The following is a 25,604-nucleotide window of genomic DNA, read 5'->3' as shown; positions in this document are numbered from 1 at the left end:
GCCTTCGGCAGTCAGTGCAAAATCGGACAGCGGCGGGCGAGAGCCCGCCGTTTTCCTGTTCAGCCGCCCGCGCGCCTGCGGTTGGCGAGATAGACGCCGGCGACGCAGAGCAGCGTCCCGGCGATCATCGCCACGGTCAGCGGCTCGCCGAAGGCGACCGCCGCCTCCAGTGCTGCGAGCGGCGGCACGAGATAGATCAGCGATGCCGCCTTCGACACCTGCCCGCGGCGGATCAGGTAAAGAAGCAGCGCGATCGCACCGATCGACAGGCCGAACACCGACCAGGCCAGGGCGCCGAGCAGCGGCAGCCCCCATGTCACCCGCATCGGCTCGATCAGGACGGCGGCCGGCAGGGTCACGAGAAGCGCGCCGGCATATTGCAGCGGCGCGATGGCGCGGATGTCGCCCTGCTGCAGGTAGCGCTTCTGGTAGAGCGTGCCGAGGGTGACGGAGGCCATGCCGGCGATGTTGACGACGATCGGCCAGCCGCCGGAGGCAAGAAGCCCGGCGCCGCCGGCCAGCTTCGGCGCCACGGCGACCGCGATGCCGGCGAGCCCGATCACCAGCCCGAGGCGCTGGAGGGGAGAGATGCGCTCCCCCAGGAACCACGGCGCCACCGCGGCCGTCATCAGCGGCTGGAGGCCGGCGATGATGCCGGCGAGCGCCGCCGGCACGCCGGCGCCGATCGCCCACCAGACGGGCCCGAGGTAAAGACCGTGCAGCAGGATGCCCGAGACGAGCGCATGGCCGCCCGTCCGCCCGCGCGGCCATTCGGCACGCACCAGCAGCGAGAAGCCCGCGAGAAGGAGGCCGGCAAGCGCATAGCGCATGACCAGGAACGTCAGCGGGTCGGCCGACAGCGCGGCATATTTCGCCGCGATCCAGCCGGTCGACCAGAGAAGCACGAAGAGGGTCGGAGCCAGTCTGTCGAGGGTCATGGGGCACCTTGGGAAAGCGGCCGGCGGCCGGTATCGGGCCCGCGATAAAACCGCGCGGTGCGCGCGTCAAAGGAATTCCGTTGAGGCAAGCGATCAGCCGACCTTATCGACGACCTGCCGATTTTCCATGCAGTCGCCCGCAAAGACGGCAGGCTGGACGGCCGCACCCGCCGTGCAACGGCGGGAAAGCGGTCGCCGATGCGGCAGATGCGTCGCAAACAGGCGAACATGACGCGGCGCAAAATCTTGGTGCGCGACTGTGCATGCTTCTTGCATTGCCTTGGCTGTTGTAATCAAATGACAAAAAAAGGGGATTGCACCGTTGGCATTTGACGAAATGATGAATGCGGACAACAGCCCGCGTCAACCCTATCTCACCTACCACGAGTGGTACGAGAGCCAAGACCGCGCCCGTCTCCTCGCCAAATCCAAGGAAGCGGAAAACATCTTTCGCAAGACCGGCATCACCTTCGCCGTCTACGGCCACGCGGATTCGGCCGAAAAGCTGATCCCCTTCGACCTCATCCCGCGCATCATTTCCGGCCGCGAATGGCGCAAGCTCGCGCAAGGGATCGAGCAGCGCGTCATCGCGCTCAACGCCTTCCTCGACGACATCTACCACAAGCAGGAGATCGTCCGCGCCGGCCGGGTGCCGCGCGAGCTCATCGAGCGCAACGTCGCCTTCCTGCCGCAGATGATCGGCTTCCGCCCGCCGGGCGGCGTCTACACCCATATCGTCGGCACCGACATCGTGCGCACCGGCGAGGACCAGTTCTACGTTCTGGAAGACAATGCCCGCACCCCCTCCGGTGTCAGCTACATGCTGGAAAACCGCGAGACGATGATGCAGATGTTTCCGGAACTCTTCCATCAGAACCGGGTGCGGCCGGTCGAGAACTACCCCTATCTCCTGCGCCAGTCGCTCGCCTCGCTCGCCCCTCCGGGCTGTTCGGGCAAGCCGCGCGTGGCGGTGCTGACGCCCGGCATCTACAATTCCGCCTTCTACGAACACGCCTTCCTCGCCGACATGATGGGCGTCGAGCTGGTCGAGGGGTCGGACCTGCGCGTCGTCGACGGCAAGGTGAAGATGCGCACGACCCGCGGCTACGAGGCGATCGACGTGCTCTACCGCCGCGTCGACGACGACTATCTCGATCCGCTCACCTTCAAGCCGGAATCGGCCCTCGGCATTCCCGGGATCATGGACGTCTACCGCGCCGGCAACATCACGATTGCGAATGCGCCGGGCACCGGGATCTGCGACGACAAGGCGATCTATTCCTACATGCCCGAGATCGTCGAGTTCTACACCGGCCGCAAGGCGCTGCTCGAAAACGTGCCGACCTGGCGCTGTTCCGAGCCGCAGAGCCTCGCCTATGTGCTCGAGCATCTCGAGGAACTGGTGGTGAAGGAGGTGCACGGCTCGGGCGGCTACGGCATGCTCGTCGGCCCGACCGCGACGAGAAAGGAACGCGCCGTCTTCGCCGACAAGCTGAAGTCGCGGCCCGGCAATTATATCGCGCAGCCGACGCTGTCGCTCTCCACCGTGCCGATCATGGTGAAGAAGGGGATCGCGCCGCGCCATGTCGATCTCCGGCCTTACGTCCTCGTGTCGGACAAGGTGCAGATCATTCCCGGCGGCCTGACCCGCGTGGCCCTGAAGGCCGGCTCCCTGGTGGTGAATTCCAGCCAGGGCGGCGGCACCAAGGATACCTGGGTTCTGGAGGACTGATCGAGCATGCTTGGAAGAACCGCAAACGGTCTGTACTGGATGTTCCGCTATATCGAGCGGGCGGAGAACATCGCGCGCCTCATCGACGCGGGCCTGCGCCTGTCGCTGACGCGCAGCGAGGCGAGCGAGGAGGACTGGGACGGCGTGCTGCAGAGTTCGGGCGTGCGCGAACTCTACGACAACGCGCATCCGACCCTGACCTCCGCCGACGCGATCGATTTCCTGCTGCGCGACCGGCTGAACCCGTCGAGCGTGCTCTCCTGCATCGAGGCGGGACGCAACAATGCGCGCATGGTGAGGACGGCGCTGACGCGCGAGACCTGGGAATCGACCAACGAATGCTGGATCGAGCTGAAATCGGTGCTGGCGAAGCGGGTGAAGGCGACCGACCTGCCGCAGGTCATCGACACGATCAAGCGTCGGACGGCGCTGATCCGCGGCGCCTTCCACGGCACGATGCTGCGCAACGAGCTCTACAATTTCTCCCGCATCGGCACCTTCATCGAGCGTGCCGACAACACGGCCCGCATCCTCGACGTCAAATATTACGTGCTGCTTCCGGCCGTCTCCCAGGTCGGCTCGTCGATGGACAACATCCAGTGGGAATCGATCCTGCGCTCCGTCTCGGCCCACCGCGCCTATGGCTGGGTCTATGACGCGGAGTACCGCCCCGCCAACATCGCCGACTTCCTGATCCTCAACGGCCGCATGCCGCGCTCGCTCGCCTATTGCTACGAGAAGATCGCCAGCAATCTCGGCTATCTGGCGCGCGAATACGGCGAGAGCCATGCCGCCCACGCGACGGCGCAGGAGACGCTGCAATCGCTACGCGACCGGTCGATCAAGGAGATCATGGATCGCGGCCTGCACGAATATATCGAGGACTTCATCAGCCACAACAACCGTCTGGGGCAGGAAATCTCCGACGGCTACCGCTTCTATTGAGGCCCCCCGTGCGGCGGAGACCCCCATGCGCCTGAAAATCAGCCACACGACCGAATATGTCTACAGCGAACCGGTCGCCTATTCCCTCCAGCGCCTGCGCCTCCACCCGAAGACGGAGCCGGGCCAGACGGTGCTGAACTGGCAGACCACCGTCGAGGGCGCCCGCGCCGAACTCTCCTACAGCGACCATTTCGGCAACCGCATCGACCTCGTCAGCATCAATGGCGACCAGACGGTGATCCGCATCACCGCCGCCGGCGAAGTCGAGACGCGGGACCTCGCCGGCGTCTTCGGCGCCGACACCAGCTATGTGCCGCTCTGGCTCTACAAGCGCGACACGGCGCTGACCAAACCCGGCAAGCTGACGCGCGAACTGATCAGGTCGGTCACCGGCGACAGCGACCTGGCGACGATGCATGCGCTGATGGCGGCGATCCACAAGGCTGTCGCCTATCGCCCGGGAGAGACGCGGACCGACACCACGGCCGAGCAGGCGCTGGAACAGAAGAGCGGCGTCTGCCAGGATCACGCCCATATCATGATCACCGCCGCGCGGCTTCTCGGCCATCCGGCCCGCTACGTCTCCGGCTATCTGATGATGGACGACGTCGCGGAGCAGACGGCGAGCCATGCCTGGGCCGAGGTTCATCTCGCCGGCCTCGGCTGGGTCGGCTTCGACGCGGTCAACGAGATCTGCCCGGACGAGCGCTATGTCCGCCTCGCCACCGGTCTGGATTACCGCGATGCCGCGCCGATTTCCGGTCTCGTGCATGGCGCGGCGCACGAGACGCTGTCGGTCTCGCTGACGGTCGAGAGCCAGGGCCAGTCGCAGAGCCAGTCCTGAAAATCCCCTGAACGACGAAAGCGGGCGCCTCCGGCCGGAGGCGCCCGCTTTTCTTTGTTTTCGGCCGAAAGGCCCGCTTCCGACGCGCGAGCGTCAGTGCGAATCGCGCTCGACGACGGAGCCGCGCGCGCCGACGAGGAAGTCGAGGTCGGCGCCGCTGTCGGCCTGCATGACGGTCTTGATGTAGAGGCCGCCATAGCCGCCGGTGAGCGGCTTGACCGGCGAGACCCAGGCGGCGCGGCGGCGCTCCAGTTCCGCGTCCGACACGTCGAGATGCAGCTTGCGCGCGGGGATGTCGACGTCGATCATGTCGCCGTTCTCGACCAGCGCCAGAGGCCCGCCATCGGCGGCTTCGGGCGCGACATGCAGGATCACGGTGCCGTAGGCGGTGCCCGACATGCGCGCATCCGAGATGCGGATCATGTCGGTGATGCCCTTCTTCAGCACCTTCGGCGGCAGGCCCATATTGCCGACCTCGGCCATGCCCGGATAGCCCTTCGGCCCGCAATATTTCAGCACCATGATGCAGGTCTCGTCGATGTCGAGATCGTCGCGGTTGATGCGCGCGTGATAGTCCTCGATGCTCTCGAAGACGACGGCGCGGCCGCGGTGCCGCATCAGGTCCGGCGAGGCGGCCGAGGGTTTCAGGACAGCCCCCTTCGGCGCGAGGTTGCCGCGCAGCACGGCGATGCCGCCCGGATTGGCGAGCGCCTTGTCGGCCGGGCGGATCACATCGTCATTGTAGTTGACGACGTCCTTGACGCCCTCCCAGACGCTGGTACCGGCCACCGTGACGATGTCCTTGTGGATCAGCCCGGCTTCCGCCGCCGCCTTGATGACGACGGGCAGGCCGCCGGCATAATAGAACTCCTCCATCAGGTATTTGCCCGACGGCTGCAGGTTGACGATGGTCGGCACGTCGCGGCCGAGCCGGTCCCAGTCGTCGAGCGTCAGCTCGACGCCGACGCGGCCGGCGAGCGCCAGAAGGTGGAGCACCGCATTGGTCGAGCCGCCGATCATGCCGTTGATGCGGATGGCGTTCTCGAAGGCTTCCTTGGTCAGGATGTCGGAGGGCTTGAGGTCCTCCTTGACCATCTCGACGATGCGCCGGCCGGTCAGTTGCGAAATGACGCGGCGGCGCGCATCGACGGCGGGGATCGCGGCATTGCCCGACAGCGTCATGCCGAGCGCCTCGGCCATCGACGCCATGGTCGAGGCCGTGCCCATCGTCATGCAGCTTCCGGCCGAGCGCGCCATGCCCTGCTCGGCATCCATGAATTCGGCGAGCGACATCTCGCCGGACTTGACCATCTCGGAGAACTGCCAGATCGCCGTGCCGGAGCCGACATCCTTGCCGCGCCACTTGCCGTTCAGCATCGGCCCGCCCGAGACGCAGATCGCCGGGATGTCGACGCTCGCCGCCCCCATCATCAGGCTCGGCGTGGTCTTGTCGCAACCGCCGAGCAGCACGACGCCGTCGACCGGATTGCCGCGGATCGCCTCCTCGACATCCATCGCCGCGAGGTTGCGGAACATCATCGCCGTCGGGCGCAGCGTGCTCTCGCCGGTCGAGAAGACCGGGAATTCGACCGGGAAGCCGCCCGCCTCGTAGACACCGCGCTTCACCCGCTCCGCAAGGTCGCGCAGGTGGGCGTTGCACGGGGTCAGTTCCGACCAGGTGTTGCAGATGCCGATGATCGGCCGCCCGTCGAACGTGTCGGCCGGCAGGCCCTGGTTCTTCATCCAGGAGCGGTGCATGATGGCGTTCTTGCCGGTTCCGCCGAACCATTCATAGGAGCGGAGCCGGCGCGGCCATTCTGCCTTCTTCTTCGTCATGGTCTTGTCCTTGGCGTTTCGCGTCACGCCAGCGTGTAGGCGGTCTTGACGGTGGTGTAGAATTCGGCGGCGTAGCGGCCCTGCTCGCGCGAGCCGTAGGACGAGCCCTTGCGGCCGCCGAAGGGAACGTGGAAATCGACGCCCGCCGTCGGCAGGTTGACCATGACCATGCCGGCCTCGGCATTGCGCTTGTAATGCGTCGCGTGTTTCAGGCTTGTCGTGGCGATGCCGGAGGAAAGGCCGAAGGTCGTGTCGTTCGCCGTCGCCAGGGCCTCGTCATAGTCCTTCACGCGGATGACGGAGGCGACGGGGCCGAAGATTTCCTCGCGGCTGATCCGCATCTGGTTGGTCGCCTCGGTGAAGAGCGCCGGCTGGAGATAGAAGCCGGGCGTCTCGCGCGTCAGGCGCTCGCCGCCGAAGGCGAGCGTCGCGCCCTCCTGCGTGCCGAGCGCGATATAGTCGACATCCTGCTTCAGTTGCGTTTCGTCGACGACGGGGCCGATATGGGTGCCGGCCTTCAGCGCATCGTCGACGACGATGCCGGACAACCGCTCGGTCAGGGCCTTGACGAAGCGGTCATGGATGCCCTCGGTCACGATCAGGCGCGACGACGCCGTGCAGCGCTGGCCGGTCGAGAAGAAGGACGAATTCGCGGCCGCTTCCACCGCGACGGACAGATCCGCATCGTCGAGGATGACGAAGGGGTTCTTGCCGCCCATTTCGAGCTGGAACTTGCGATTGTGCTCGATCGAGGCGGCCGCCACGCGCTTGCCGGTCCCGGTCGAGCCGGTGAAGGTGATGGCGTGCACATCCGGGCTGTCGAGGATCGTCTGGCCGACCACCGAGCCCTTGCCCATGACGAGGTTCAAGACGCCCTTCGGCAGGCCGGCGCGGTGCAGGATGTCGACGATCGCCCAGGCGGAGCCCGGCACGAGATCGGCCGGCTTGAAGACGACGGTGTTGCCGTAACAGAGCGCCGGGGCGATCTTCCAGGCGGGAATGGCGATCGGGAAGTTCCACGGCGTGATGATGCCGACGACGCCGACGGCCTCGCGGGTCACCTCGACGCCGATGCCCGGACGGGCCGACGGCAGCGTTTCCCCGGCAAGGCGCAGCGTCTCGCCGGCGAAGAAGTCGAAGATCTGCCCGGCGCGCACCGTCTCGCCGATGCCTTCGGCAAGAGTCTTGCCCTCCTCGCGCGACAGGAGCCGGCCGAGTTCGTCCTTGCGGGCGAGGATCTCGTCGGCGGCCTTGCGCAGGATCGCATGCCGTTCGAGGATGCCCGAACGCGACCAGGCGGGAAACGCCGCCTTGGCCGCCGCGATCGCCGCCTTCGTGTCCTCGGCGCTGGCGCGGGCATATTCGCCGACCACGTCGCCGGTGTTGGACGGATTGATGTTCTTCACGGCATCGGTTCCGGCGACCCACTCGCCGGCGATCAGGTTCTGATGAATGGTCATGGGCCTTCGCCCTCCTTCGGTTCGGCCGCGCGTCGACGCGCCGCACGTATCAAAAAGTCAAAGCTCGCCGATGACGACATCGTCCTTCGCCGCGACCGCCAGCGGATTGCGCAGCGGCAGGCCAAAACCGGGCGCCTCGATCTCGAACACGTCGCCGGCTTCCGTCCTGATGCCGTCGCCGAAGGACAGCGTCGCCGTGCCGAACATGTGCACATGCACGTCGCCCGGCTGGCGGAAAAGAGCATACTTGAAGTGGTGGTGCTCAAGGTTGGCGAGCGTGTGCGACATGTTCGCCTCGCCGGAGAGGAAGGGTTTCTCCCAGATCACCGCGCCGTCGCGCAGGATGCGCGACGTGCCGCGAATGTCGTCCGGCGCGGCGCCGATGCGGATCTCGGGCCCGAAACTCGCCGGCCGGAGCTTCGAATGGGCGAGATAGAGATAGTTGATCCGCTCCGTCACATGGTCGGAAAACTCGTTGGAGACGGCGAAGCCGATGCGGAACGGCCGGCCGTCGTCGGCGATCACGTAGATGCCGGCGATCTCCGGCTCCTCGCCGCCGTCGAGCGCGAAGGAGGGCGAAACGAGCGGCGCGCCGGGCGCCGCAGCGACGAGGCCGTTGCCCTTGTAGAACCATTCCGGCTGCACGCCGGTCTCGCCCGGCGCCGGCTTGCCGCCTTCGAGGCCCATCCTGAACATCTTCATCGTGTCGGTGGCGCCCTCCTCGACCTTGGAGACCGCCGCATGCATCGCATCGCGGGTGGAGGCTGAGCCGAGATGGGTGAGGCCGGTGCCGGTCAGGTGCAGATGGGCGGGATCGGCATGGGTGATCGGCGACAGCAGCCGGCCCTCGGCATAGGCCGCGGCCAGGTCGACCGCCTCCCCGCGCCCGTGCGCCTCGACGACGCTCGCGAGCGAGCGGCCGGAATTGGCCGCCTCCAGCGCCAGCGCATGGACGCTCGCCGCGTCCTTGACGACATGCGCCGCCGACCCGTCGTCGTCGCGCACCGCGACGCGGATCGTTCCGTCGCTGTCAGAGATCTGCGAAATCAGCATTGCCTTCCATCCTGTCGTCTCTGGGTCCGGCGGGACGGTGCTCCGCCCGGCCATCCGGCCGGGCCGCCCCGTCACGGACCGTTCTGTCGAATGGGCCCGTCCGTCCGGACGTTCAGCCCTTGTTCTTGTTGTAGACGTCGAAGAACACGGCCGCGAGCAGCACCAGGCCCTTGACAAGCTGCTGGTAGTCGATGCCGAGGCCCATGATCGACATGCCGTTGTTCATCACGCCCATGATGAAGGCGCCGATGACCGCGCCGGTGATCTTGCCGACACCGCCGGACGCCGAGGCGCCGCCGATGAAGCAGGCGGCGATGACGTCGAGCTCGAAGCCGACGCCGGCCTTCGGCGTCGCCGAATTGAGGCGCGCCGCGATGATCATGCCGGCGAGCGAGGCGAGCACGCCCATGTTGACGAAGGCGTAGAAGGTCAGCCGCTCGGTGTTGATGCCGGACAGCTTCGCCGCCTTCTCGTTTCCGCCCATCGCGTAGATGCGCCGGCCGATCGTCGAGCGCGTGGTGATGAAGGTGTAGAACGCGATCAGCACGGCCATCACGACCAGCACGTTCGGGAAGCCCTTGTAGGTCGAGAGCTGGTAACCGAGGAAGATGGCGACGACGCCGATGATGCCCATCTGCAGCGCGAAGAAGGCGAAGGGCTCGTTCTCCGTGCCGTGTTGCTCGTTCACCCGCCGCTCCTTGAAGCCGTAATAGAAGGCGATCACGACCAGGACGACGACGGTGACGAGTGCGAAGAGATTGGTGACCGTGCCCGGTGCCGGATTGAGGAAATAGAGGAAATCCGGCACGAAGCCGGTGGAGAGAAGCTGAAAATCCTTCGGGAAGGGACCGATCGGCCGGTTCTGCAGCACGAGATAGGTGAGCCCGCGGAAGACGAGCATGCCGGCGAGCGTGACGATGAAGGACGGGATCTTCTGGTAGGCGACCCAGTAGCCCTGCGCCGCCCCGGCCGCCGCGCCGAGCACCAGACACAGGGGCACGACGATGGAATAATGGATGCCCCACTTCACCAGCATGATCGCCGAAAGTCCGCCGGTAAACGCGACGATCGACCCGACCGACAGGTCGATATGCCCCGCCACGATGATCAGCAGCATGCCGAGCGCCATGATAACGATGAAGGAATTCTGCAGGATCAGGTTGGTGATGTTGACGGGACGGAACAGCACGCCGTCGGTGATCACCTGGAAGAACAGCATGATCACCACGAGGGCGACGAGCAGGCCGTACTCGCGGATGTTGTTCCTCAGATATTCGCCGATCGAGGGCGAGGCCCTGCGGGAACCGGTGTCTGCGACCATTAGTGTTTCTCCCCGGAGCGCATGATGGCGCGCATGATGGATTCCTGGCTTGCCTCACCCTTCGGAAGCTCGGCGACGATGCGGCCCTCGTTCATGACGTAGATCCGGTCGCAAGTGCCGAGCAGCTCCGGCATCTCCGACGAGATCATCAGGATGCCCTTCCCCTCGGCGGCAAGCTGGTTGATGATGGTGTAGATCTCGTATTTCGCCCCGACGTCGATGCCGCGCGTCGGTTCGTCGAGGATCAGCACCTCGGGACTGGTGAACAGCCATTTCGACAGCACGACCTTCTGCTGGTTGCCGCCGGACAGGTTGACCGCCTCCTGGTAGATCGAATGGGAGCGGATGCGCAGCTTCGAGCGGTAGTCGCTCGCCACGCGCGCCTCCTTGTGCCCGTCGATCACGCCGGCGCTCGCGACGGCGGCGAGGTTGGCGAGCGTCGTGTTGTGCATGATGTTGTTGTTGAGCACGAGGCCGAGCTGCTTGCGGTCCTCCGTCACATAGGCGAGCCCCGCCTCGATCGCCTTCGGGATCGTGCTGACGTCGACGGGCTTGCCGTGCATGGTCACCTCGCCGGAGATCCGATGGCCCCAGGACTTGCCGAAGAGGCTCATCGCCGTCTCCGTGCGCCCCGAGCCCATCAGCCCGGCGATGCCGACGACCTCGCCGGCGCGGACGTTGAAATGGATGTCGTGCAGGAATTGCCGGTCGCGGTGGTGCTGGTGGTAAACGTTCCAGTTCTTCACCTCGAGCAGGACGCCGCCGATTTTCGGCGTGCGCGCCGGATAGCGGTCTTCCATGTCGCGGCCGACCATGCCCTTGATGATCCGGTCCTCGCTGATCTCCTCGCGGTGACAGTCGAGCGTCTCGACCGTGCCGCCGTCGCGGATGATGGTGATCTTGTCGGCGACCTTCTTGATCTCGTTCAGCTTGTGCGAAATGATGATCGAGGTCATGCCCTGCTTGCGGAACTCCATCAGGAGCTTCAGCAGCGCGTCCGAATCCGTCTCGTTCAGCGACGCGGTCGGCTCGTCGAGGATCAGCAGCTTCACCTTCTTCGACAGGGCCTTGGCGATCTCGACGAGCTGCTGCTTGCCGACGCCGATGTCGGTGATGCGCGCCGTCGGCGGCTCCCTGAGCCCGACCTTGTTCAGAAGCTCCTGCGTGCGAGAAAAGGTCTGCTTCCAGTCGATGACGCCGTTGGTGGCGATCTCGTTGCCGAGGAAGATGTTTTCCGCGATCGAGAGCAGCGGCACGAGCGCCAGTTCCTGGTGGATGATGATGATGCCGAGATGCTCGCTGTCGGAGATCGTCGAGAAATGCCGGACCTCGCCGCCGAAATGGATCTCGCCGTCATAGGTGCCGGCCGGATAGACGCCGGAAAGCACCTTCATCAGCGTCGACTTGCCGGCGCCGTTTTCGCCGACCAGCGCGTGGATCTCGCCCTCGCGCACCTTCAGGTTGACGTTGTCCAGCGCTTTCACGCCCGGAAACGTCTTGGTGATGCCGCGCATTTCGAGAATGATTGTGTCCATGTCCGATAGTCCTGCGGCGACCTGGGGATGACGAGGGAAAGACAGGCCGAGCTTATAGCATTCCATCGCCATGGCAGAAGGGGTTCGCGACAGGTCGCGAACCCCGAAGGTGGAAGGGAAGGATCAGTTGTTGATCTGGTCTTCCGTGTAGTAGCCGGCGCCGACCAGGATGTCCTTGACGTTGGTCTTGTCGGCGGACACCGGCTTCAGCAGGTAGGACGGGACGACCTTGACGCCGTTGTCATAGGTCTTGGTGTCGTTGATTTCCGGCTCCTTGCCTTCCATGATCGCGTTGGTCATGTTGACGGCGACCTTGGCGAGCTCGCGCGTGTCCTTGAAGACGGTGGAATACTGCTCGTCGGCGAGGATCGACTTGACCGAGGGAAGCTCGGCGTCCTGGCCGGTGACGATCGGCATCTTCAGGTCGCCGGAGCCATAGCCGACGCCCTTCAGCGCCGAGAGGATGCCAATGGACAGGCCGTCATAGGGGGCGAGAACGCCGTTGACCTGGGCATCCGTGTAGGTCGAGGACAGCAGGTTCTCCATGCGGGCCTGCGCGACCGCGCCGTCCCAGCGCAGCGTGCCGACCGTCTCCATGCCGGTCTGGCCGGACTTGATGACGATGTCGCCGCTGTCGATCAGCGGCTGCAGCACGGACATGGCGCCGTCGTAGAAGAAGAAGGCGTTGTTGTCGTCCGGCGAGCCGCCGAAGAGCTCGACATTCCACGGCTTCACGTCGCCGAAGCGCTGCTTCAGGCCGTCGACGAGGCTGGTCGCCTGCAGGACGCCGACCTGGAAGTTGTCGAAGGTGGCGTAGTAGTCGACATTGCCCGAATCGCGGATCAGGCGGTCATAGGCGATGACCTTGACGCCCTGCTCGTGCGACTTGGCGAGGATGTCGGACAGCGTCGTGCCGTCGATCGCGCCGATGACCAGAACCTTGGCGCCCTTGGTCACCATGTTCTCGATCTGCGCGAGCTGGTTCGGGATGTCGTCGTCGGCGAACTGCAGGTCCGGCGTATAGCCGGCCTCCTTGAACAGCTTCTCCATCGTCTCGCCGTCCGAGATCCAGCGCGTCGAGGTCTTGGTCGGCATGGAAATGCCGACGACGCCCTTGTCCTGGGCGAGCGCGGGGAAGGCGAAGGAGGCGACGCCGATCGCGGCGGCCGCCAGAAGCGAGGTAAGCAATTTCATTCGATCTCTCCCAGATCACGTGTTGAGGCGGGCTGGCCTGCCGCGCCATCGCATGCGCTTGCCGTCGACAACGGAAGAAAACCTTCCGGTAGATTTGGGGTTGAGGAACCTCCCGCCCAACGCTCCCACGTTGCCCGGCGCACATGGCGGCAAACTGGAATCAATTCCCATACCTGTCAAATGCAATAGTGGTTCTCCATCATATCATTTTCGATATAACACTGATAAAGAGTGTGATTTATTGCAACGCGACATGGAGAGGCGTCCACCGTGCCCGCCGACACTTCCCCGCTGACCTCAGGCCCCGGCGCGCCGGCCGACATGTTCCGCCCCGGGCTGAAGATCAGCCATCTCCGCCTCATCCTCGCCGTCGAGGAACATCGCCAGGTGAGTGCAGCCGCCCACGCGCTCAACATGTCGCAACCCGCCGCCTCGCGCATGCTCGGCGAGATCGAGGCGATCTTCCGCACGCCGCTCTGCGAGCGGGTCGCCCGCGGCGTCGAGCTGACCGCCTACGGAAAGGCGCTGGCGCGGCGGGCCCGCAGCATCTTCCTCGAACTGCGCGAGGCCGCCCGCGAGATCAACGAGTTGAAGACCGGGTCGGGCGGCTCGGTCTCGCTCGGATCGGTGACCGGCCCCGCCCTCAACCTCGCGGTGCCCGCAATCCGCCAGGTCTCGACCGCCTATCCCGGCATCGAGATCAGCGTGCAGATCGAGAACAGCAACGTGCTGACGCGCGAGCTTCTGGCCGGCCGCCACGATTTCGTCCTCGGCCGCATCCCGGAAGATGCGAACCCCGAGCACTTCGCCATGACCGAGATCGGCGAGGAGCATATCGCGCTGATCGTGCGCGACGGCCATCCCCTCCTCGACCGCGCGCCGGTCTCCGTCGACGACCTTCCGGGCTATGACTGGGTGTTCCAGCCGCGCGGGACGCTGCTGCGCCGCGCGGTCGAGGACCGCTTCCTCGCCGCCGGCGTGCCGCTGCCGGTGACGGTGATCAACACCTCCTCGATCGTGCTGACGATCGCCATCGTGCGCAACACCAGCGCGATCGCGGCCGTCGCGCGCGACGTCGCGACCCTGATTGCGGGGCACGGCGCCGATTCCGGCGACATCCGCGTGCTCCCCATCGATTTTCCGCTGCGCATCAAGCCCTACAGCCTGATCACCGCCCAGGGGCGGGCGCTGACGCCGAGTGCGCGGCTCCTCTACGACCTGATCTTCAAGCAGGCGACCGCCTGATGCCTGCAAGCCTCGCGCCATCGTCGCATGCCATGTCCTCCCTCCGGCAAGGCGGGGACCGCAGGACCATGTTCAGGATGTCGATCTTCCAGACCGTGCTCGACCGGCTGCGTCCGTCAGACGAGGCGGAGCCGGAGCCTTCCCCGGTGGCGGCGGGCATCCGCGGCCTGACCAGCGGATTCGTCGCCGGCACGAGCGGTGATAGGGATGGCGCCACGGCGGCGCGCGCCTATGCCGAGATCGCCGGCGACGCACCGGAACTGCCGCCGCCGGCCGATCCCCATCCCTGGCTCAGGCGGACAACCATGGAAGAGGTCGCGGCCGACCTCGGGCTGTCAGGCGGCGAATCGCCCGAGGACCTGGCGGCGCTGCGGCGCCGCTTCGCCAGCCTCAACCATCCAGACCTCTTTGCGGCGGAGCGCCGCGCCGATGCCGGGCGGCGGATGACCATCGCCAACAGCCTGATCGACGCTGCCCTCCGCCGCCATGCCGGGCGCAAATGAGGATCCTCGAATCCGGCCGGGCGGGTGGCGCGGGAAGCCGGGCGTCAGGTGGCGGGCTCGTCCGGCTTCGGCGGTTCCGGGGCCTTCGGGTTGAAGAAGATCAGCAGCACGCAGACCACATAGGTGGTGACGGCGAGGAACAGCATGCCCCAGACCATTTCGCCGTTGTAGAGCTCGATCGCGGTCCAGAACAGGCAGGAGGCGGCGATCAGCAGCCGCACCCACAGCGGCCGGTAGAACGGGTGGTCCGGATCGATGAATTTCTGCATGTTCATGGGCAAAGCCTCCTCGCGACCGTCGTCTTCTCGTTCAAATTTCGGGGATCCGCAACCCCGGCCGCGCGCGAACGGCTTGACGATCGCGTGTAAAATAGAATAAATATTCCGAAAATAACAGACGCCGCCGATTTGTTCTGTCAAGCGGCGGGATGGGGGAGACACCGGCATGCGGCCTTCGTGACGGGGGCCGCCGCCCTTCATCCGGACCAGAGCTCGCGCGGGCCCCGCCCGCCACGCCACCGCGGGACGGGCGACATCGCCCCGCGACCTCAGGGCGCCGAGCGGCGGCGCCCCAGCGAAAGAGTGTGACGATGACTGTAAGATTTGGCCTTCTCGGCGCCGGCCGCATCGGCAAGGTCCATGCCAAGGCCGTGAGCGGCGATCCGGACGCGGTCCTCGTGGCGGTCGCCGATGCGTTCGCGGGCGCGGCGGAAGCGCTTGCCGGGCAGTATGGCTGCAGCGTGCGCAGCATCGAGGAGATCGAGGCGGCCGACGACATCGACGCGGTCGTGATCTGCACGCCGACCGACACCCATGCCGACCTGATCGAGCGCTTCTCGCGCGCCGGCAAGGCGATCTTCTGCGAGAAGCCGGTCGATCTCGACGTTGAACGGGTCAAGGCCTGCATCGCCGTGGTCGAGGAGACCGGGGCGAAACTGATGGTCGGCTTCAACCGCCGCTTCGACCCGCATTTCCAGGCGGTGCGCCGCGCGATCGACGACGGTCGCATCGGCGCGGTCGAGATGGTGACGATCACCTCGCGCGACCCCGGCGCGCCCCCGGTCGACTATATCAGCCGGTCGGGCGGCATCTTCCGCGACATGACGATCCACGATTTCGACATGGCCCGCTTCCTGCTCGGCGAGGAGATCGTCCGCGTCGCCGCGACCGCCGCCGTCCTGGTCGACCCGGCGATCGGCGAGGCCGGCGACTATGACAGCGTCTCCGTGCTGCTGCAGACGGCAAGCGGCAGGCAGGCGATCATCTCCAATTCGCGCCGCGCCACCTATGGCTACGACCAGCGCATCGAGATCCACGGCGAAAAGGGCATGGTCTTGGCGGAGAACCAGCGACCCGTATCGATCGAGATCGCGAATGGCGACGGCTACACCCGCCCGCCGCTGCACGATTTCTTCATGACCCGCTACACCGAGGCCTATGCCAACGAGATCGCGGCCTTCATCGCCGCGATCGAGAAGGGCGCGCCGATCTCGCCGACCGGTGCCGACGGGCTCGCCGCGCTGATCCTCGCCGATGCCGCGCTGACCTCGGTGAAGACCGGGGCGGTGGTCGAACTCTCCTGAGGCCGGGCGCGGCGGAAGGGTTCCTTTTTCCCAAGGGCGAGACCGCCGCGCCTATTCCGTCTCTCCGGCCGGGGCGCGCAAGGCGGCGACATCCTGGTCCATCTCGGTCAGGACCCGGTCGAGATGGCCCTCGAAGACCAGCCGCTGCTCATCGAGGACCACCGAGATCGCCGGCGGCCCGTAGAGCCGCACCTGATGCGACTGGGCGAGCCCCTCGTCGAGGCCGCGCTGCAGCAGGTCGAAATAGCGCGTGCCCTGCCCGGTGACCACGACGGGCATCGGATCGTAGAGGCTGAGCACCCGCGACAGGCCCTGGCCGAGCGCGAGGCCTGCCTGCCGGAAGGCGTAGCCGGCCATGCGGTGGCCGGCGCGGGCGCTGGCCGCGATCTTGTCCATCTCGGCAAGCGGAACGAATTTCGCCGGGATCGTGTCGGGCGGCACCTCGAAGGCGGTGCGCAGGATGCCGTAGAAGCCGGCCGCCGCCTCGACACAGCCGATCGCGCCGCAGCGGCAGAGCCCGGCTTCCGCCCGGTGCAGCATATGGCCGAAATTCGGCGCCGTCACCTCCAGCGCGCCGGCACGGTCCTTACGCGCGATGCCGAGGCCGATGCTGTGGCCGAGCGACAGCGCGACCAGCCCGCGAAAGCGCGGCCCCGCGCCGGCGGCCGTCTCGTCCGCCGCCCTGTCGGCCTTCTGGCCGAGCGCCTGGGCGACCAGCAGCGTCTCGTTGCTGACCGTCACCTTGGCCTGCCAGTCGAGGCTGAGCAGCTCGACGAAATCGATCCGCTCCCGCCCGAAGACCGGCGACCAGATCAGGCAGCGCCCGTCGGGATCGACGGTACCCTTGCTGCTGATCGAGATCGCCAGCACCTTCTCCGGCGCCACGCCCGAGCGGGCGGCGATGCGCGAAAGGGCGGCGCGGAGACCTGCGGAAAAATGCGCCGTGCCGGAGATCGCGTGGTTGCGCGCCTCCTCGAAGCGGTCGATCAGCGTGCCGGCATAGTCGACCAGCGAATACTGCACCATGTCGGAGGAGATGCGCACCGCTATGAGGAAGCCGCCGTCGCGGCGCTGGCGGAAGAGCACGCGCGGCCGTCCGCGCCCGCCCTGCGGCTGCTGCTCCATCCGGCCGATGACGTTGACCTTTTCGAGGTCGGCCGTGATGGCGGAGACGGTCGCTGAGGCGAGACCCGTACGGGCGGAAATGTCGGTGTGCGACAGGGGACCGAAACGGCGAAGCGCCGAAAGCACCAGGGCGCAGTTCTGCTGGCGCACGAGTTCCGGGCCGGATTTCGTCAGCATGGCATGCGCCCGTTATTCCCGATCAGCCTTCGACACACATGCCCCTCCCAAAGCACCTGCCGGGCAGCAACACAAGCCGAGACACTCGGTTGACAGCCTGCAAAAACTCTGACATCTATTTTCTCGACTGTCGAGAAAAAAGTCCCGGGGGCTTTTTCGGCAGATTCGGGCCGGTTTGAGGACTCGTGCGGGAGGTTCGCCCGAGAGACCGGCCATCCGTTGGGAGGACATTTATGAGATCCGTTCTGAAGCTGATGGCGGGGGCCGCCATCATCGTTTCCCTGCATTCCGCGGCCATCGCCAAGGACCTCGTCGTCGGCGTGTCCTGGTCGAACTTCCAGGAAGAGCGCTGGAAGACCGACGAGGCGGCGATCAAGGCCGCGCTCGAGGCCTCGGGCGACAAGTACATCTCCGCCGATGCCCAGTCCTCGGCCGCCAAGCAGCTCACCGACGTCGAATCGCTGATCTCGCAGGGCGCGAACGCGCTCATCGTGCTGGCGCAGGACTCCGAGGCGATCGGCCCGGCGATCGAGAAGGCGACCGCCGAGGGCATCCCGGTCGTCGGCTATGACCGCCTGATCGAGAACCCGGCCGCCTTCTACATCACCTTCGACAACAAGGAAGTCGGGCGCATGCAGGCCCGCGAAGTGTTCAAGGTGAAGCCCGAGGGCAACTACGTCTTCATCAAGGGCTCCTCCTCCGATCCGAACGCCGACTTCCTCTTCTCCGGCCAGCTCGAGGTGCTGAAGGAGGCGATCGACGCCGGCAAGATCAAGAATGTCGGCGAAGCCTATACCGACGGCTGGAAGCCGGAGAACGCCCAGAAGAACATGGAGCAGTTCCTGACGGCCAACGACAACAAGGTCGACGCGGTCGTCGCCTCGAACGACGGCACGGCCGGCGGCGTCGTCGCCGCCCTGACGGCGCAGGGCATGGCCGGCTCCGTTCCGGTCTCCGGCCAGGACGGCGACCATGCGGCGCTGAACCGCGTCGCGCTCGGCACGCAGACCGTCTCCGTCTGGAAGGACGCCCGCGAGCTCGGCAAGCGCGCCGCCGAGATCGCCGCCGAGCTTGCCGGTGGCAAGACGATGGACGAGATCGCCGACGTGCAGACCTTCAACGGCGGCCCGAAGGGCGTCGAGATGAAGTCGGTCTTCCTCGCGCCGATGCCGATCACCAAGGACAACCTGAACGTCGTCATCGACGCCGGCTGGATCTCCAAGGAAACCGCCTGCCAGGGCGTCGCCGCCGGTTCGGTCGCGGCCTGCAACTAAAGGCCTGCCGATGTCGACGTCCGCCGGACACAGCGCCCGGCACGCGCGACACGGGCGGCACTGACCCGACATTCGAGCGCCGCAACGCAGGTTGCGGCGCTCGTGCGGTGCGCAAAGGGCGGCAGGGCCGCCGGAAAACGATATCGCGCGAGCAGGCGGCGCTGGCCGGACGGCGGCGCGACGCCCTCGCCGCCCGGAGCCCGTGCACGGGTTCCATCGCCCTGCGACAGGGCCATGCCGGGCGGCCGTATCAGAGTCCAAAAAAGTGGGGGAACGGCAGGATCATGGCCGACATCACGAATACCACGCATGCGAACCGCGCCCGCGCGGCGAGCGAACATCCGCTGAAGCGGTTCTTCCGCGCCACCGAGATCGACACGCGCCTGCTCGGCATGGTCGGCGCGATGCTGATCATCTGGATCGGCTTCGACCTCCTGTCGGGCGGCCTTTTCCTGACGCCGCGCAACCTCTGGAACCTCTCCGTCCAGACAGCCTCGATCGCCGTGATGGCGACCGGCATGGTGCTCGTCATCGTCACGCGCAACATCGATCTCTCGGTCGGCTCGATCCTCGGCTTCGTCGGCATGATCATGGGGGTGATGCAGGCGGAATTCCTGCCGAAACTCCTGGGCTTCAACCATCCGGCGATCTGGATCGTGACGCTGTGCTCCGGCCTCGTTCTCGGCGCCGCGATCGGCGCACTGCACGGGGCGATCATCGCCTTCCTGCGCGTGCCCTCCTTCATCGTCACGCTCGGCGGCCTGCTCGTCTGGCGCGGTGCGACCTGGTTCGTCACCTCGGGGCGCACGGTGGCGCCGATGGACGCAACCTTTCGCCTGATGGGCGGCGGCACCGAGGGTTCGATCGGCGCGACGGCGAGCTGGATCGTCGGCGTCATCGCCTGCCTCGCCATCGTCGGCACGATCATCAATGCGCGCAAGCAGCGTCGCCGCTTCGGCTTCCCGCAGCGGCCGATCTGGGCGGAATATTTCCTTTCGGGTGTCGGCTGTCTCCTCGTCCTCGGCGCCGTCGCCATCGTCAACGCCTATCCCTGGCCGGTGGCGATCGCGCGCAAATATGCCGACGCCAACGGCATCGCCTGGCCGGAAGGCGGCCTGTTCATCCCGCACGGCATCGCCGTGCCGGTGTTGATCGCCATCGGCGTCGGCATCGTCATGACCTTCATCTCGACGCGGCTGCGCTTCGGCCGCTACGTCTTCGCGCTCGGCGGCAATCCGGAAGCCGCGGAACTCGCGGGCATCAAGACCCGCTGGGTGACGGTGCGCATCTTCGCGCTGATGGGCATGCTCTGCGCCATCGCCGCCGCGATCTCCACCGCCCGCCTCAACGCCGCGACGAACGCCCAGGGCGAGCTCGACGAACTCTACACGATCGCCGCCGCGGTGATCGGCGGGACGTCGCTCGCCGGCGGCATGGGCACCATCGCCGGCGCCATGCTCGGCGCCCTCGTCATGCAATCGCTGCAATCCGGCATGGTCCTGCTCGGCATCGACAGTCCGCTGCAGCGCATCGTGGTCGGCATGGTTCTCGTTGTCGCCGTCTGGCTCGACACCGTCTACCGCGGCCGCGCCAAGTAAGAAGGAGTTTTGGCAATGACGGAACAACGCACGCCGCTGGTCGAGATGCGCAACATCTCGATCTCCTTCGGCGGTATCCACGCGGTCGACAACGCCTCCGTCGACCTCTATCCGGGCGAGGTCGTGGCCCTGCTCGGCCACAACGGCGCCGGCAAGTCGACGCTGATCAAGATCCTCTCCGGCGCCTACAAGCGCGATGCCGGCGACATCCTGATCAACGGCGCGCCGGCGGAGATCGGCAATCCGCGCGACGCGAAGAAATACGGCATCGAGACGATCTACCAGACGCTCGCCGTCGCCGACAATGTCGACGCCGCCGCCAATCTCTATCTCGGCCGGGAACTGCGCACCCCCTGGGGTACGCTCGACGACGTGGCGATGGAGGCGAAGGCGCGCGAGGTGATGGGGCGGCTCAACCCCAACTTCCAGCGTTTCAAGGAGCCGGTGAAGGCGCTTTCCGGCGGCCAGCGGCAGTCGGTGGCGATCGCCCGCGCCATCCTGTTCAACGCCCGCATCCTGATCATGGACGAGCCGACCGCAGCACTCGGACCGCAGGAAACCGCCCAGGTCGGCGAACTGATCAAGCAGTTGAAGCGCGAAGGCATCGGCATCTTCCTGATCAGCCACGACATCCACGACGTCTTCGACCTCGCCGACCGCGTGTCGGTGATGAAGAACGGCCAGGTCGTCGGCCATGCCAGAACCCAGGACGTCACCAAGGACGAGGTGCTCGGCATGATCATTCTCGGCAAGGTGCCGCCGGGCGCCGTGCCGGGCCCCGGCGCCATGCAGACGGCCTGAAAGGCGGGCGCCGCCGCCGGCGGCGGCGCAGGCCCAGGTTGTCGGCCAGTATCTGGACGGCACCCCACGCCGTCGACCTCCCCGCTCCTGCAGGAAAGCGGACGGGCGGGTCGGCGGCGGTCCTCGCCGTCCGACGCCGGGGATCCGGGCGGCTGCCCACCCCCGACGCTGCGCCAGAAGGACTGATAGGGAAGCCTGCCGCGTTCCGGAAGCGAAACGACCGACCCTTTTCCGGCGTGTCACGCCCCCGACGACGAGGTGCCTTTTCCAGGCGCCTCATGTCTTACGCACGGAACGTCGTCACCGGCGACCGGACACAAACAAGACGTGTTCGTTTCTGCTTAATTAATCTATAGTTGTATTTTCGGTGCTTCACTTGCATTGGCGCTGAATATGATAAATAAAGTGTTAATAGTTGTATTTTTCCAAAGAACGACCCTTGCGTGAAATCAGCGCCCGCGAGCGCTCGACCTGTTGCGTCCGAGTTTGATCAAGCCGAAATCATTTCAGATGACCAGCAAGTGATGGGGGCAGCGCATGCCGCACGCCATATCGCGTGTTTCATCCTTCATGGCCGGGCGCGGAAAGTCACGCCGGCCCGATATCACGATGGCGGAGATCGTGCGGGCCGCCGACCGGCTTCTCGTGCGAAGCCATGCGCGGCCGGACGAGGATGCTCCGGACGGCCCCCCGCGGGATATCGATCCGCCCGTGGCGATCAGCGGCCCGGTGGCACCGCCGCGCCGGAGCGCGCTCGTTGCCAAGCGGTGCGTCGATATCGTCTTTTCCTGCATCGCTCTTTCCGCATTGATGCTTCCCATGCTCGTCCTTGCCCTGCTGGTGCGACTGGAAAGCCGGGGATCACCGATCTTTCTCCAGGAGCGCATCGGGCTCGGTGACCGCCGCTTCCTGATCGTCAAGTTCCGCACCATGGGCACGGCCGGCTGCGATCCCTCGGGCGTGGCGCAGGCTGTCGCCGGCGATGCCCGCGTCACCCGCCTCGGCCGCGTCCTGCGCCGGACCAATCTCGACGAACTTCCGCAATTGTGGAACGTGCTCGTCGGCGACATGTCGCTGGTCGGGCCGCGGCCGCATGTGCCGGGCATGCTCGCCGACGGAAAGCCCTATCCGGAGGTGGTCGCGGGCTACGGCCTGCGCCACCGGATGCGACCCGGAATGACGGGGCTTGCGCAATGCCACGGCCTGCGCGGGCCGACGGACGACCGCAGCCGTGCGCTCCGCCGCATCGCCTGCGACGTCGCCTATATCCGGAATTTTTCCCTTCTCCTCGACCTGAAGATCATGGTGAGAACCCTCGTGACCGAGATCCGCGGCGGCACCGGGACATGAGGCGCGGAGTGTCGGGCGCGCACAGCGGTTCCTCGTCCATCCCGACGCCGCGAAAATTGGCCATGAGAACGGGGACGCGACGACCCGACGGCCACTTGAGATCCATGTCCGGACGAGCCCGCTGCTCGTCGGACCCGAGGCGATTACGGCGCGGCACGGATCGCGCCTTGCCCGCGCCGCCGAAAGCCGGGCCGATCGGCAAAACGGTTTCCGTCCTGCGCGCCAAGACGCAAAAGCCGCCTCTGGACGCGGCTGCGATGTCTTGTCATCTTCGGGACCGTGCGATGAAGCGAAGGGGAAAAAGCGCATGTGCAATGCCTGTGTCATCGAATCGGTAAAGGACCGGATGCTGTCCCGGCGCAGCCTGTTCCGCGCCGCCGCCGCCGTGGCGGCGGTCTCGGCCGTGCCGGCCGTCGTCACGCCGCGTGCTGCCCAAGCCGCGCCGCCGTCTGGGGTCACCGACCTGACCCACGAACTGCATGAGGGATTTCCGACCTTCTTCGGCGACCAGCAGTTCTTCCGCGACCAGAAGTTCAATTACGCCGAGCACAAGTTCAATCTCTTCGAACTGCGCGTCAACGAACACACCGGAACCCATCTCGACGCGCCGCTGCATTTCTCCGCCGATGGCGCCTCGGTCGCGGAAATCCCGGTCGAAAGCCTCGTCGTGCCGCTGGTCGTGGTCGACATCCGCGAGAAGGTCGCGGCAGACCCGGACGCGCAACTGACACCGGACGACCTCAAGGCCTGGGCCGCCAGGCACGGCGACATTCCGGACCGCGCCGCCGTCGCGCTTCTGTCCGGCTGGGACGCCCATGTCGGCAGCGACAAGTTCCGCAATGCCGATGCCGAGGGCAAGATGCATTTCCCCGGCTTCCACGCCGAAACGGCGCATTACCTGCTCGAAAACACCAAGGCCGCCGGCATCGTCGTCGACACGCTGTCGCTCGACCATGGCCCCTCGCCCGATTTCGCCACCCATTACGCCTGGCTCGCCGCCGGCAAATGGGGTCTCGAGGCCGCGACGAACCTCGACAAGCTGCCGGCGAGCGGGGCGACCCTCGTCGTCGGCGCGCCGAAGGTGCGCGGCGGCACCGGCGGCCCGTCCCGCGTCTTCGCTCTCGTCTGACGCGGCGTCGCCCCGCCGACGCCTGGGGCAGGAACGCACGCTTCGCGCTTGACGCAGGCGGCGATCCATCGATACTCAGGCGTCGATACGGGGAGAGGGCCATGCCATCGGGAGGAGACCGGCGCGACGCGGATGCCGGAGGGGAACGGCGCGTCCGCGTGTTCATGCGTCGATACGATTGCGGGCAGATCGCCCGTGACCGCGCCCGCCGGCGGGCAGTCTTGCCAAAGGCTGCATCCGGCACAATGACCGTTACCCTCCCACGGAAAGCACCACGGAGCGGCGGCCGTGCCTCTCCCGCGTTCATGCTCTCGGGCGGTGTCCCTGTGCCTGCGCACGCTCTCGACACGCGGGCCTGAGGCATGGCCGGTCGCTTTTTCCTGGCCGTCGACGCAGGCACAGGCAGCGGCCGCGCCGTTCTCTTCGATGCGGAAGGCCGGCAGGTCGCGGCCGCCCAGCATGAATGGTCGCACCGCGCCGATCCGCGCGTCGAAGGCTCGATGGATTTCGACGTCGAGGGCAACTGGGCGCTGCTGAGCCGGGCGATCCGCCAGACGATCGCGGAGGCGGGCATCGTCGCCGCCGACATCTCCGCCGTCAGCGCGACCAGCATGCGCGAGGCGATCGTGCTCTACGACGCGGACGGCGGCGAGCTCTGGGCCTGCGCCAATGTCGACAGCCGCGCGACGGGCGAGGTCCGCGACCTCAAGCGCGATCATCCCGCGCTTGAGCGGTCTCTCTACGACCGGTCCGGCCAGACCTTCGCGCTCGGTGCCCTTCCTCGTCTGCTCTGGCTGAAACGCCATCGTCCCGATGTCTACGCCCGCGCGGCCCGCGTCGGCATGCTCTCGGACTGGGTGCTGGCCCGGCTTTCCGGGGTGATCGCGTCGGACCCCTCCAATGCGGGCACGACCGGGCTTTTCGATCTTTCCCGGCGTGACTGGCTGCCGGAGGCGGCGCGCAAGGCGGGGCTGCGCGACGATCTCTTCCCGCCCTGCGTCGAGCCCGGTACCATCATCGGCGCGGTCACGCGCCGCGCGGCGGAGGCAACGGGGCTTGCAGAGGGAACCCGCGTCGTCATGGGTGGCGGCGACTGCCAGATCGGCACCGCCGGCCTCGGCGTCGTCCGGCGCGGCGATTGCGCCGTGCTCGGCGGCACCTTCTGGCAGCAGGTCGTCAATGTGGCTCCCGACCTGCGCGATCCGTCGATGGATCTGCGGATCAATCCCCATGTCGTCACCGGGCTCAACCAGGCCGAGGCGATCAGTTTCTTCGTCGGCCTCGTCATGCGCTGGTTCCGCGACGCCTTCGGGGCCGAGGAAGTGGCGGAGGCCGCCCTGACCGGGGCAGACGCCTATGCGCTTCTGGAGCGCCGGTCGGAAAGCGTGCCGCCGGGCGCCTACGGCATCATCCCGATCTTCTCCGATGTGATGCGCTACGGCCGGTGGTACCATGCCGCGCCATCGCTGCTCAATCTCTCGATCGACCCGGCGCGCGCCGGCAAGGCGGCGATCTTCCGGGCGCTGCAGGAGAACGCGGCAATCGTCGCGGCACGCAATCTTTCCGCCGTGTTCGACCTTGCCGGCACGAGACCCGACAGGGTGATCTTCGCGGCCGGCGCCGCCAAATCGGCGCACTGGTCGCAGATCCTCGCCGATGCCACCGGGCTGCCGGTCGTCACGCCCGTGGTCAAGGAAGCGACCGCGCTCGGCGCGGCCGCGGCCGCCTCGATCGGCACCGGCGCCCATCGCGACTTCGTCGAGGCCGCGGACCACTGGGTCCGCTGGGACCGGCGCTTCGACCCCGACCCAGCCCGCAACGAGATCTATGCCCGCGCCGGCGAACGCTGGGCCGCGGCCTATGCGGCCCAGCGCCGCCTCGTCGACGACGGCGTCACCACGGCGCTGTGGAAAGCCCCCGGGCTTTGACCCTTCCGCGACCATCCGCCTTCAAAAAGGAGAC

21 protein-coding genes are annotated in these 25,604 nt (G+C 66.7%); 12 read left to right on the top strand and 9 right to left on the bottom strand.

What is annotated here, in order from left to right; genetic code table 11:
* Positions 1-59 precede the first annotated feature (59 nt).
* The gene (locus ACEVQ6_RS05555; RefSeq protein WP_374887928.1) at positions 60-938 is read right to left on the bottom strand and encodes a DMT family transporter; all 879 of its coding nucleotides are present in this window, start codon (positions 936-938) and stop codon (positions 60-62) included.
* Between the two features lie 337 nt (positions 939-1,275).
* Here ACEVQ6_RS05555 and ACEVQ6_RS05550 point away from each other — a divergent pair, with 337 nt between their 5' ends.
* Genes ACEVQ6_RS05550 through ACEVQ6_RS05540 form a run of 3 tightly spaced genes read left to right on the top strand, consistent with a single transcriptional unit; the run spans position 1,276 to position 4,459 of the window.
* Positions 1,276-2,670: a circularly permuted type 2 ATP-grasp protein gene (locus ACEVQ6_RS05550; protein ID WP_374888215.1), complete on the top strand. Its 1,395-nt coding sequence runs from the start codon at positions 1,276-1,278 to the stop codon at positions 2,668-2,670.
* Positions 2,671-2,676: 6 nt separating this feature from the next.
* Entirely contained in the window at positions 2,677-3,615 is a 939-nt protein-coding gene (locus ACEVQ6_RS05545; RefSeq protein ID WP_374887927.1) for an alpha-E domain-containing protein, read from the top strand.
* Between the two features lie 25 nt (positions 3,616-3,640).
* The gene (locus ACEVQ6_RS05540) at positions 3,641-4,459 is read left to right on the top strand and encodes a transglutaminase family protein (protein ID WP_374887926.1); all 819 of its coding nucleotides are present in this window, start codon (positions 3,641-3,643) and stop codon (positions 4,457-4,459) included.
* Positions 4,460-4,552: 93 nt separating this feature from the next.
* Here the strand turns inward: ACEVQ6_RS05540 and araD are convergent, their stop codons facing one another.
* From araD to chvE, 6 genes are all read right to left on the bottom strand, one after another.
* Entirely contained in the window at positions 4,553-6,295 is a 1,743-nt protein-coding gene (gene araD, locus ACEVQ6_RS05535) for an L-arabinonate dehydratase (RefSeq protein WP_374887925.1), read from the bottom strand.
* A gap of 23 nt (positions 6,296-6,318) precedes the next feature.
* The gene (locus ACEVQ6_RS05530; RefSeq protein WP_374887924.1) at positions 6,319-7,755 is read right to left on the bottom strand and encodes an aldehyde dehydrogenase family protein; all 1,437 of its coding nucleotides are present in this window, start codon (positions 7,753-7,755) and stop codon (positions 6,319-6,321) included.
* A 57-nt stretch (positions 7,756-7,812) separates the two neighbouring features.
* The gene (araD1, locus tag ACEVQ6_RS05525) at positions 7,813-8,808 is read right to left on the bottom strand and encodes an AraD1 family protein (protein WP_374887923.1); all 996 of its coding nucleotides are present in this window, start codon (positions 8,806-8,808) and stop codon (positions 7,813-7,815) included.
* Positions 8,809-8,920: 112 nt separating this feature from the next.
* Positions 8,921-10,129 carry a multiple monosaccharide ABC transporter permease gene (gene mmsB, locus ACEVQ6_RS05520; RefSeq protein ID WP_374887922.1) on the bottom strand — a complete coding sequence of 403 codons (1,209 nt, stop codon included), beginning with the start codon at positions 10,127-10,129 and terminating at the stop codon, positions 8,921-8,923.
* Positions 10,129-11,664 carry a multiple monosaccharide ABC transporter ATP-binding protein gene (gene mmsA, locus ACEVQ6_RS05515; protein ID WP_374887921.1) on the bottom strand — a complete coding sequence of 512 codons (1,536 nt, stop codon included), beginning with the start codon at positions 11,662-11,664 and terminating at the stop codon, positions 10,129-10,131. The genes mmsB and mmsA overlap by 1 nt, the downstream gene beginning before the upstream one ends.
* Positions 11,665-11,787: 123 nt before the next feature.
* The gene (gene chvE / locus ACEVQ6_RS05510) at positions 11,788-12,858 is read right to left on the bottom strand and encodes a multiple monosaccharide ABC transporter substrate-binding protein (RefSeq protein ID WP_374887920.1); all 1,071 of its coding nucleotides are present in this window, start codon (positions 12,856-12,858) and stop codon (positions 11,788-11,790) included.
* 321 nt (positions 12,859-13,179) lie between these two features.
* Between chvE and ACEVQ6_RS05505 the strand changes: the two genes are divergently transcribed.
* Both ACEVQ6_RS05505 and ACEVQ6_RS05500 read left to right on the top strand, forming a co-directional pair.
* A complete protein-coding gene (locus ACEVQ6_RS05505) occupies positions 13,180-14,103 on the top strand; it encodes a LysR family transcriptional regulator (RefSeq protein ID WP_374888214.1) in 924 nt (307 codons plus the stop codon).
* A 77-nt stretch (positions 14,104-14,180) separates the two neighbouring features.
* Positions 14,181-14,606 carry a hypothetical protein gene (locus ACEVQ6_RS05500; protein ID WP_374887919.1) on the top strand — a complete coding sequence of 142 codons (426 nt, stop codon included), beginning with the start codon at positions 14,181-14,183 and terminating at the stop codon, positions 14,604-14,606.
* Positions 14,607-14,650: 44 nt separating this feature from the next.
* Here ACEVQ6_RS05500 and ACEVQ6_RS05495 read toward each other — a convergent pair whose 3' ends face one another.
* A complete protein-coding gene (locus ACEVQ6_RS05495; protein ID WP_374888213.1) occupies positions 14,651-14,875 on the bottom strand; it encodes a hypothetical protein in 225 nt (74 codons plus the stop codon).
* A gap of 320 nt (positions 14,876-15,195) precedes the next feature.
* Here ACEVQ6_RS05495 and iolG point away from each other — a divergent pair, with 320 nt between their 5' ends.
* Positions 15,196-16,188 (top strand): inositol 2-dehydrogenase, encoded by a 993-nt coding sequence (gene iolG, locus ACEVQ6_RS05490; RefSeq protein WP_374887918.1) that lies wholly within the window; start codon positions 15,196-15,198, stop codon positions 16,186-16,188.
* 51 nt (positions 16,189-16,239) lie between these two features.
* On the opposite strand, the gene ACEVQ6_RS05485 is transcribed toward iolG, so the two are convergent.
* Positions 16,240-17,490, bottom strand: coding sequence for an ROK family protein (locus ACEVQ6_RS05485; protein WP_374887917.1), 1,251 nt, complete (start codon positions 17,488-17,490; stop codon positions 16,240-16,242).
* A gap of 233 nt (positions 17,491-17,723) precedes the next feature.
* On the opposite strand from ACEVQ6_RS05485, the gene xylF reads away from it, so the two are divergent.
* From xylF to lsrK, 6 genes are all read left to right on the top strand, one after another.
* Complete coding sequence (gene xylF / locus ACEVQ6_RS05480; protein WP_374887916.1) at positions 17,724-18,764, top strand: D-xylose ABC transporter substrate-binding protein; 1,041 nt, start codon at positions 17,724-17,726, stop codon at positions 18,762-18,764.
* A 284-nt stretch (positions 18,765-19,048) separates the two neighbouring features.
* Complete coding sequence (locus ACEVQ6_RS05475; RefSeq protein ID WP_374887915.1) at positions 19,049-20,362, top strand: sugar ABC transporter permease; 1,314 nt, start codon at positions 19,049-19,051, stop codon at positions 20,360-20,362.
* Positions 20,363-20,377: 15 nt separating this feature from the next.
* Positions 20,378-21,163: an ATP-binding cassette domain-containing protein gene (locus ACEVQ6_RS05470; protein ID WP_374887914.1), complete on the top strand. Its 786-nt coding sequence runs from the start codon at positions 20,378-20,380 to the stop codon at positions 21,161-21,163.
* A gap of 609 nt (positions 21,164-21,772) precedes the next feature.
* Entirely contained in the window at positions 21,773-22,513 is a 741-nt protein-coding gene (locus ACEVQ6_RS05465) for a sugar transferase (RefSeq protein ID WP_374887913.1), read from the top strand.
* Positions 22,514-22,820: 307 nt separating this feature from the next.
* Positions 22,821-23,642, top strand: a complete 822-nt coding sequence (locus tag ACEVQ6_RS05460; protein WP_374887912.1) for a cyclase family protein — start codon at positions 22,821-22,823, stop codon at positions 23,640-23,642.
* 362 nt (positions 23,643-24,004) lie between these two features.
* Positions 24,005-25,570, top strand: coding sequence for an autoinducer-2 kinase (gene lsrK / locus ACEVQ6_RS05455; RefSeq protein WP_374887911.1), 1,566 nt, complete (start codon positions 24,005-24,007; stop codon positions 25,568-25,570).
* Positions 25,571-25,604 lie beyond the last annotated feature (34 nt).

This window comes from Ensifer soli, from assembly GCF_041928815.1.
Classification (GTDB): domain Bacteria; phylum Pseudomonadota; class Alphaproteobacteria; order Rhizobiales; family Rhizobiaceae; genus JBHFEI01.
Note: the sequence above shows the minus strand (reverse complement) of the source record. Positions and strands in the feature narration are given on the sequence as shown.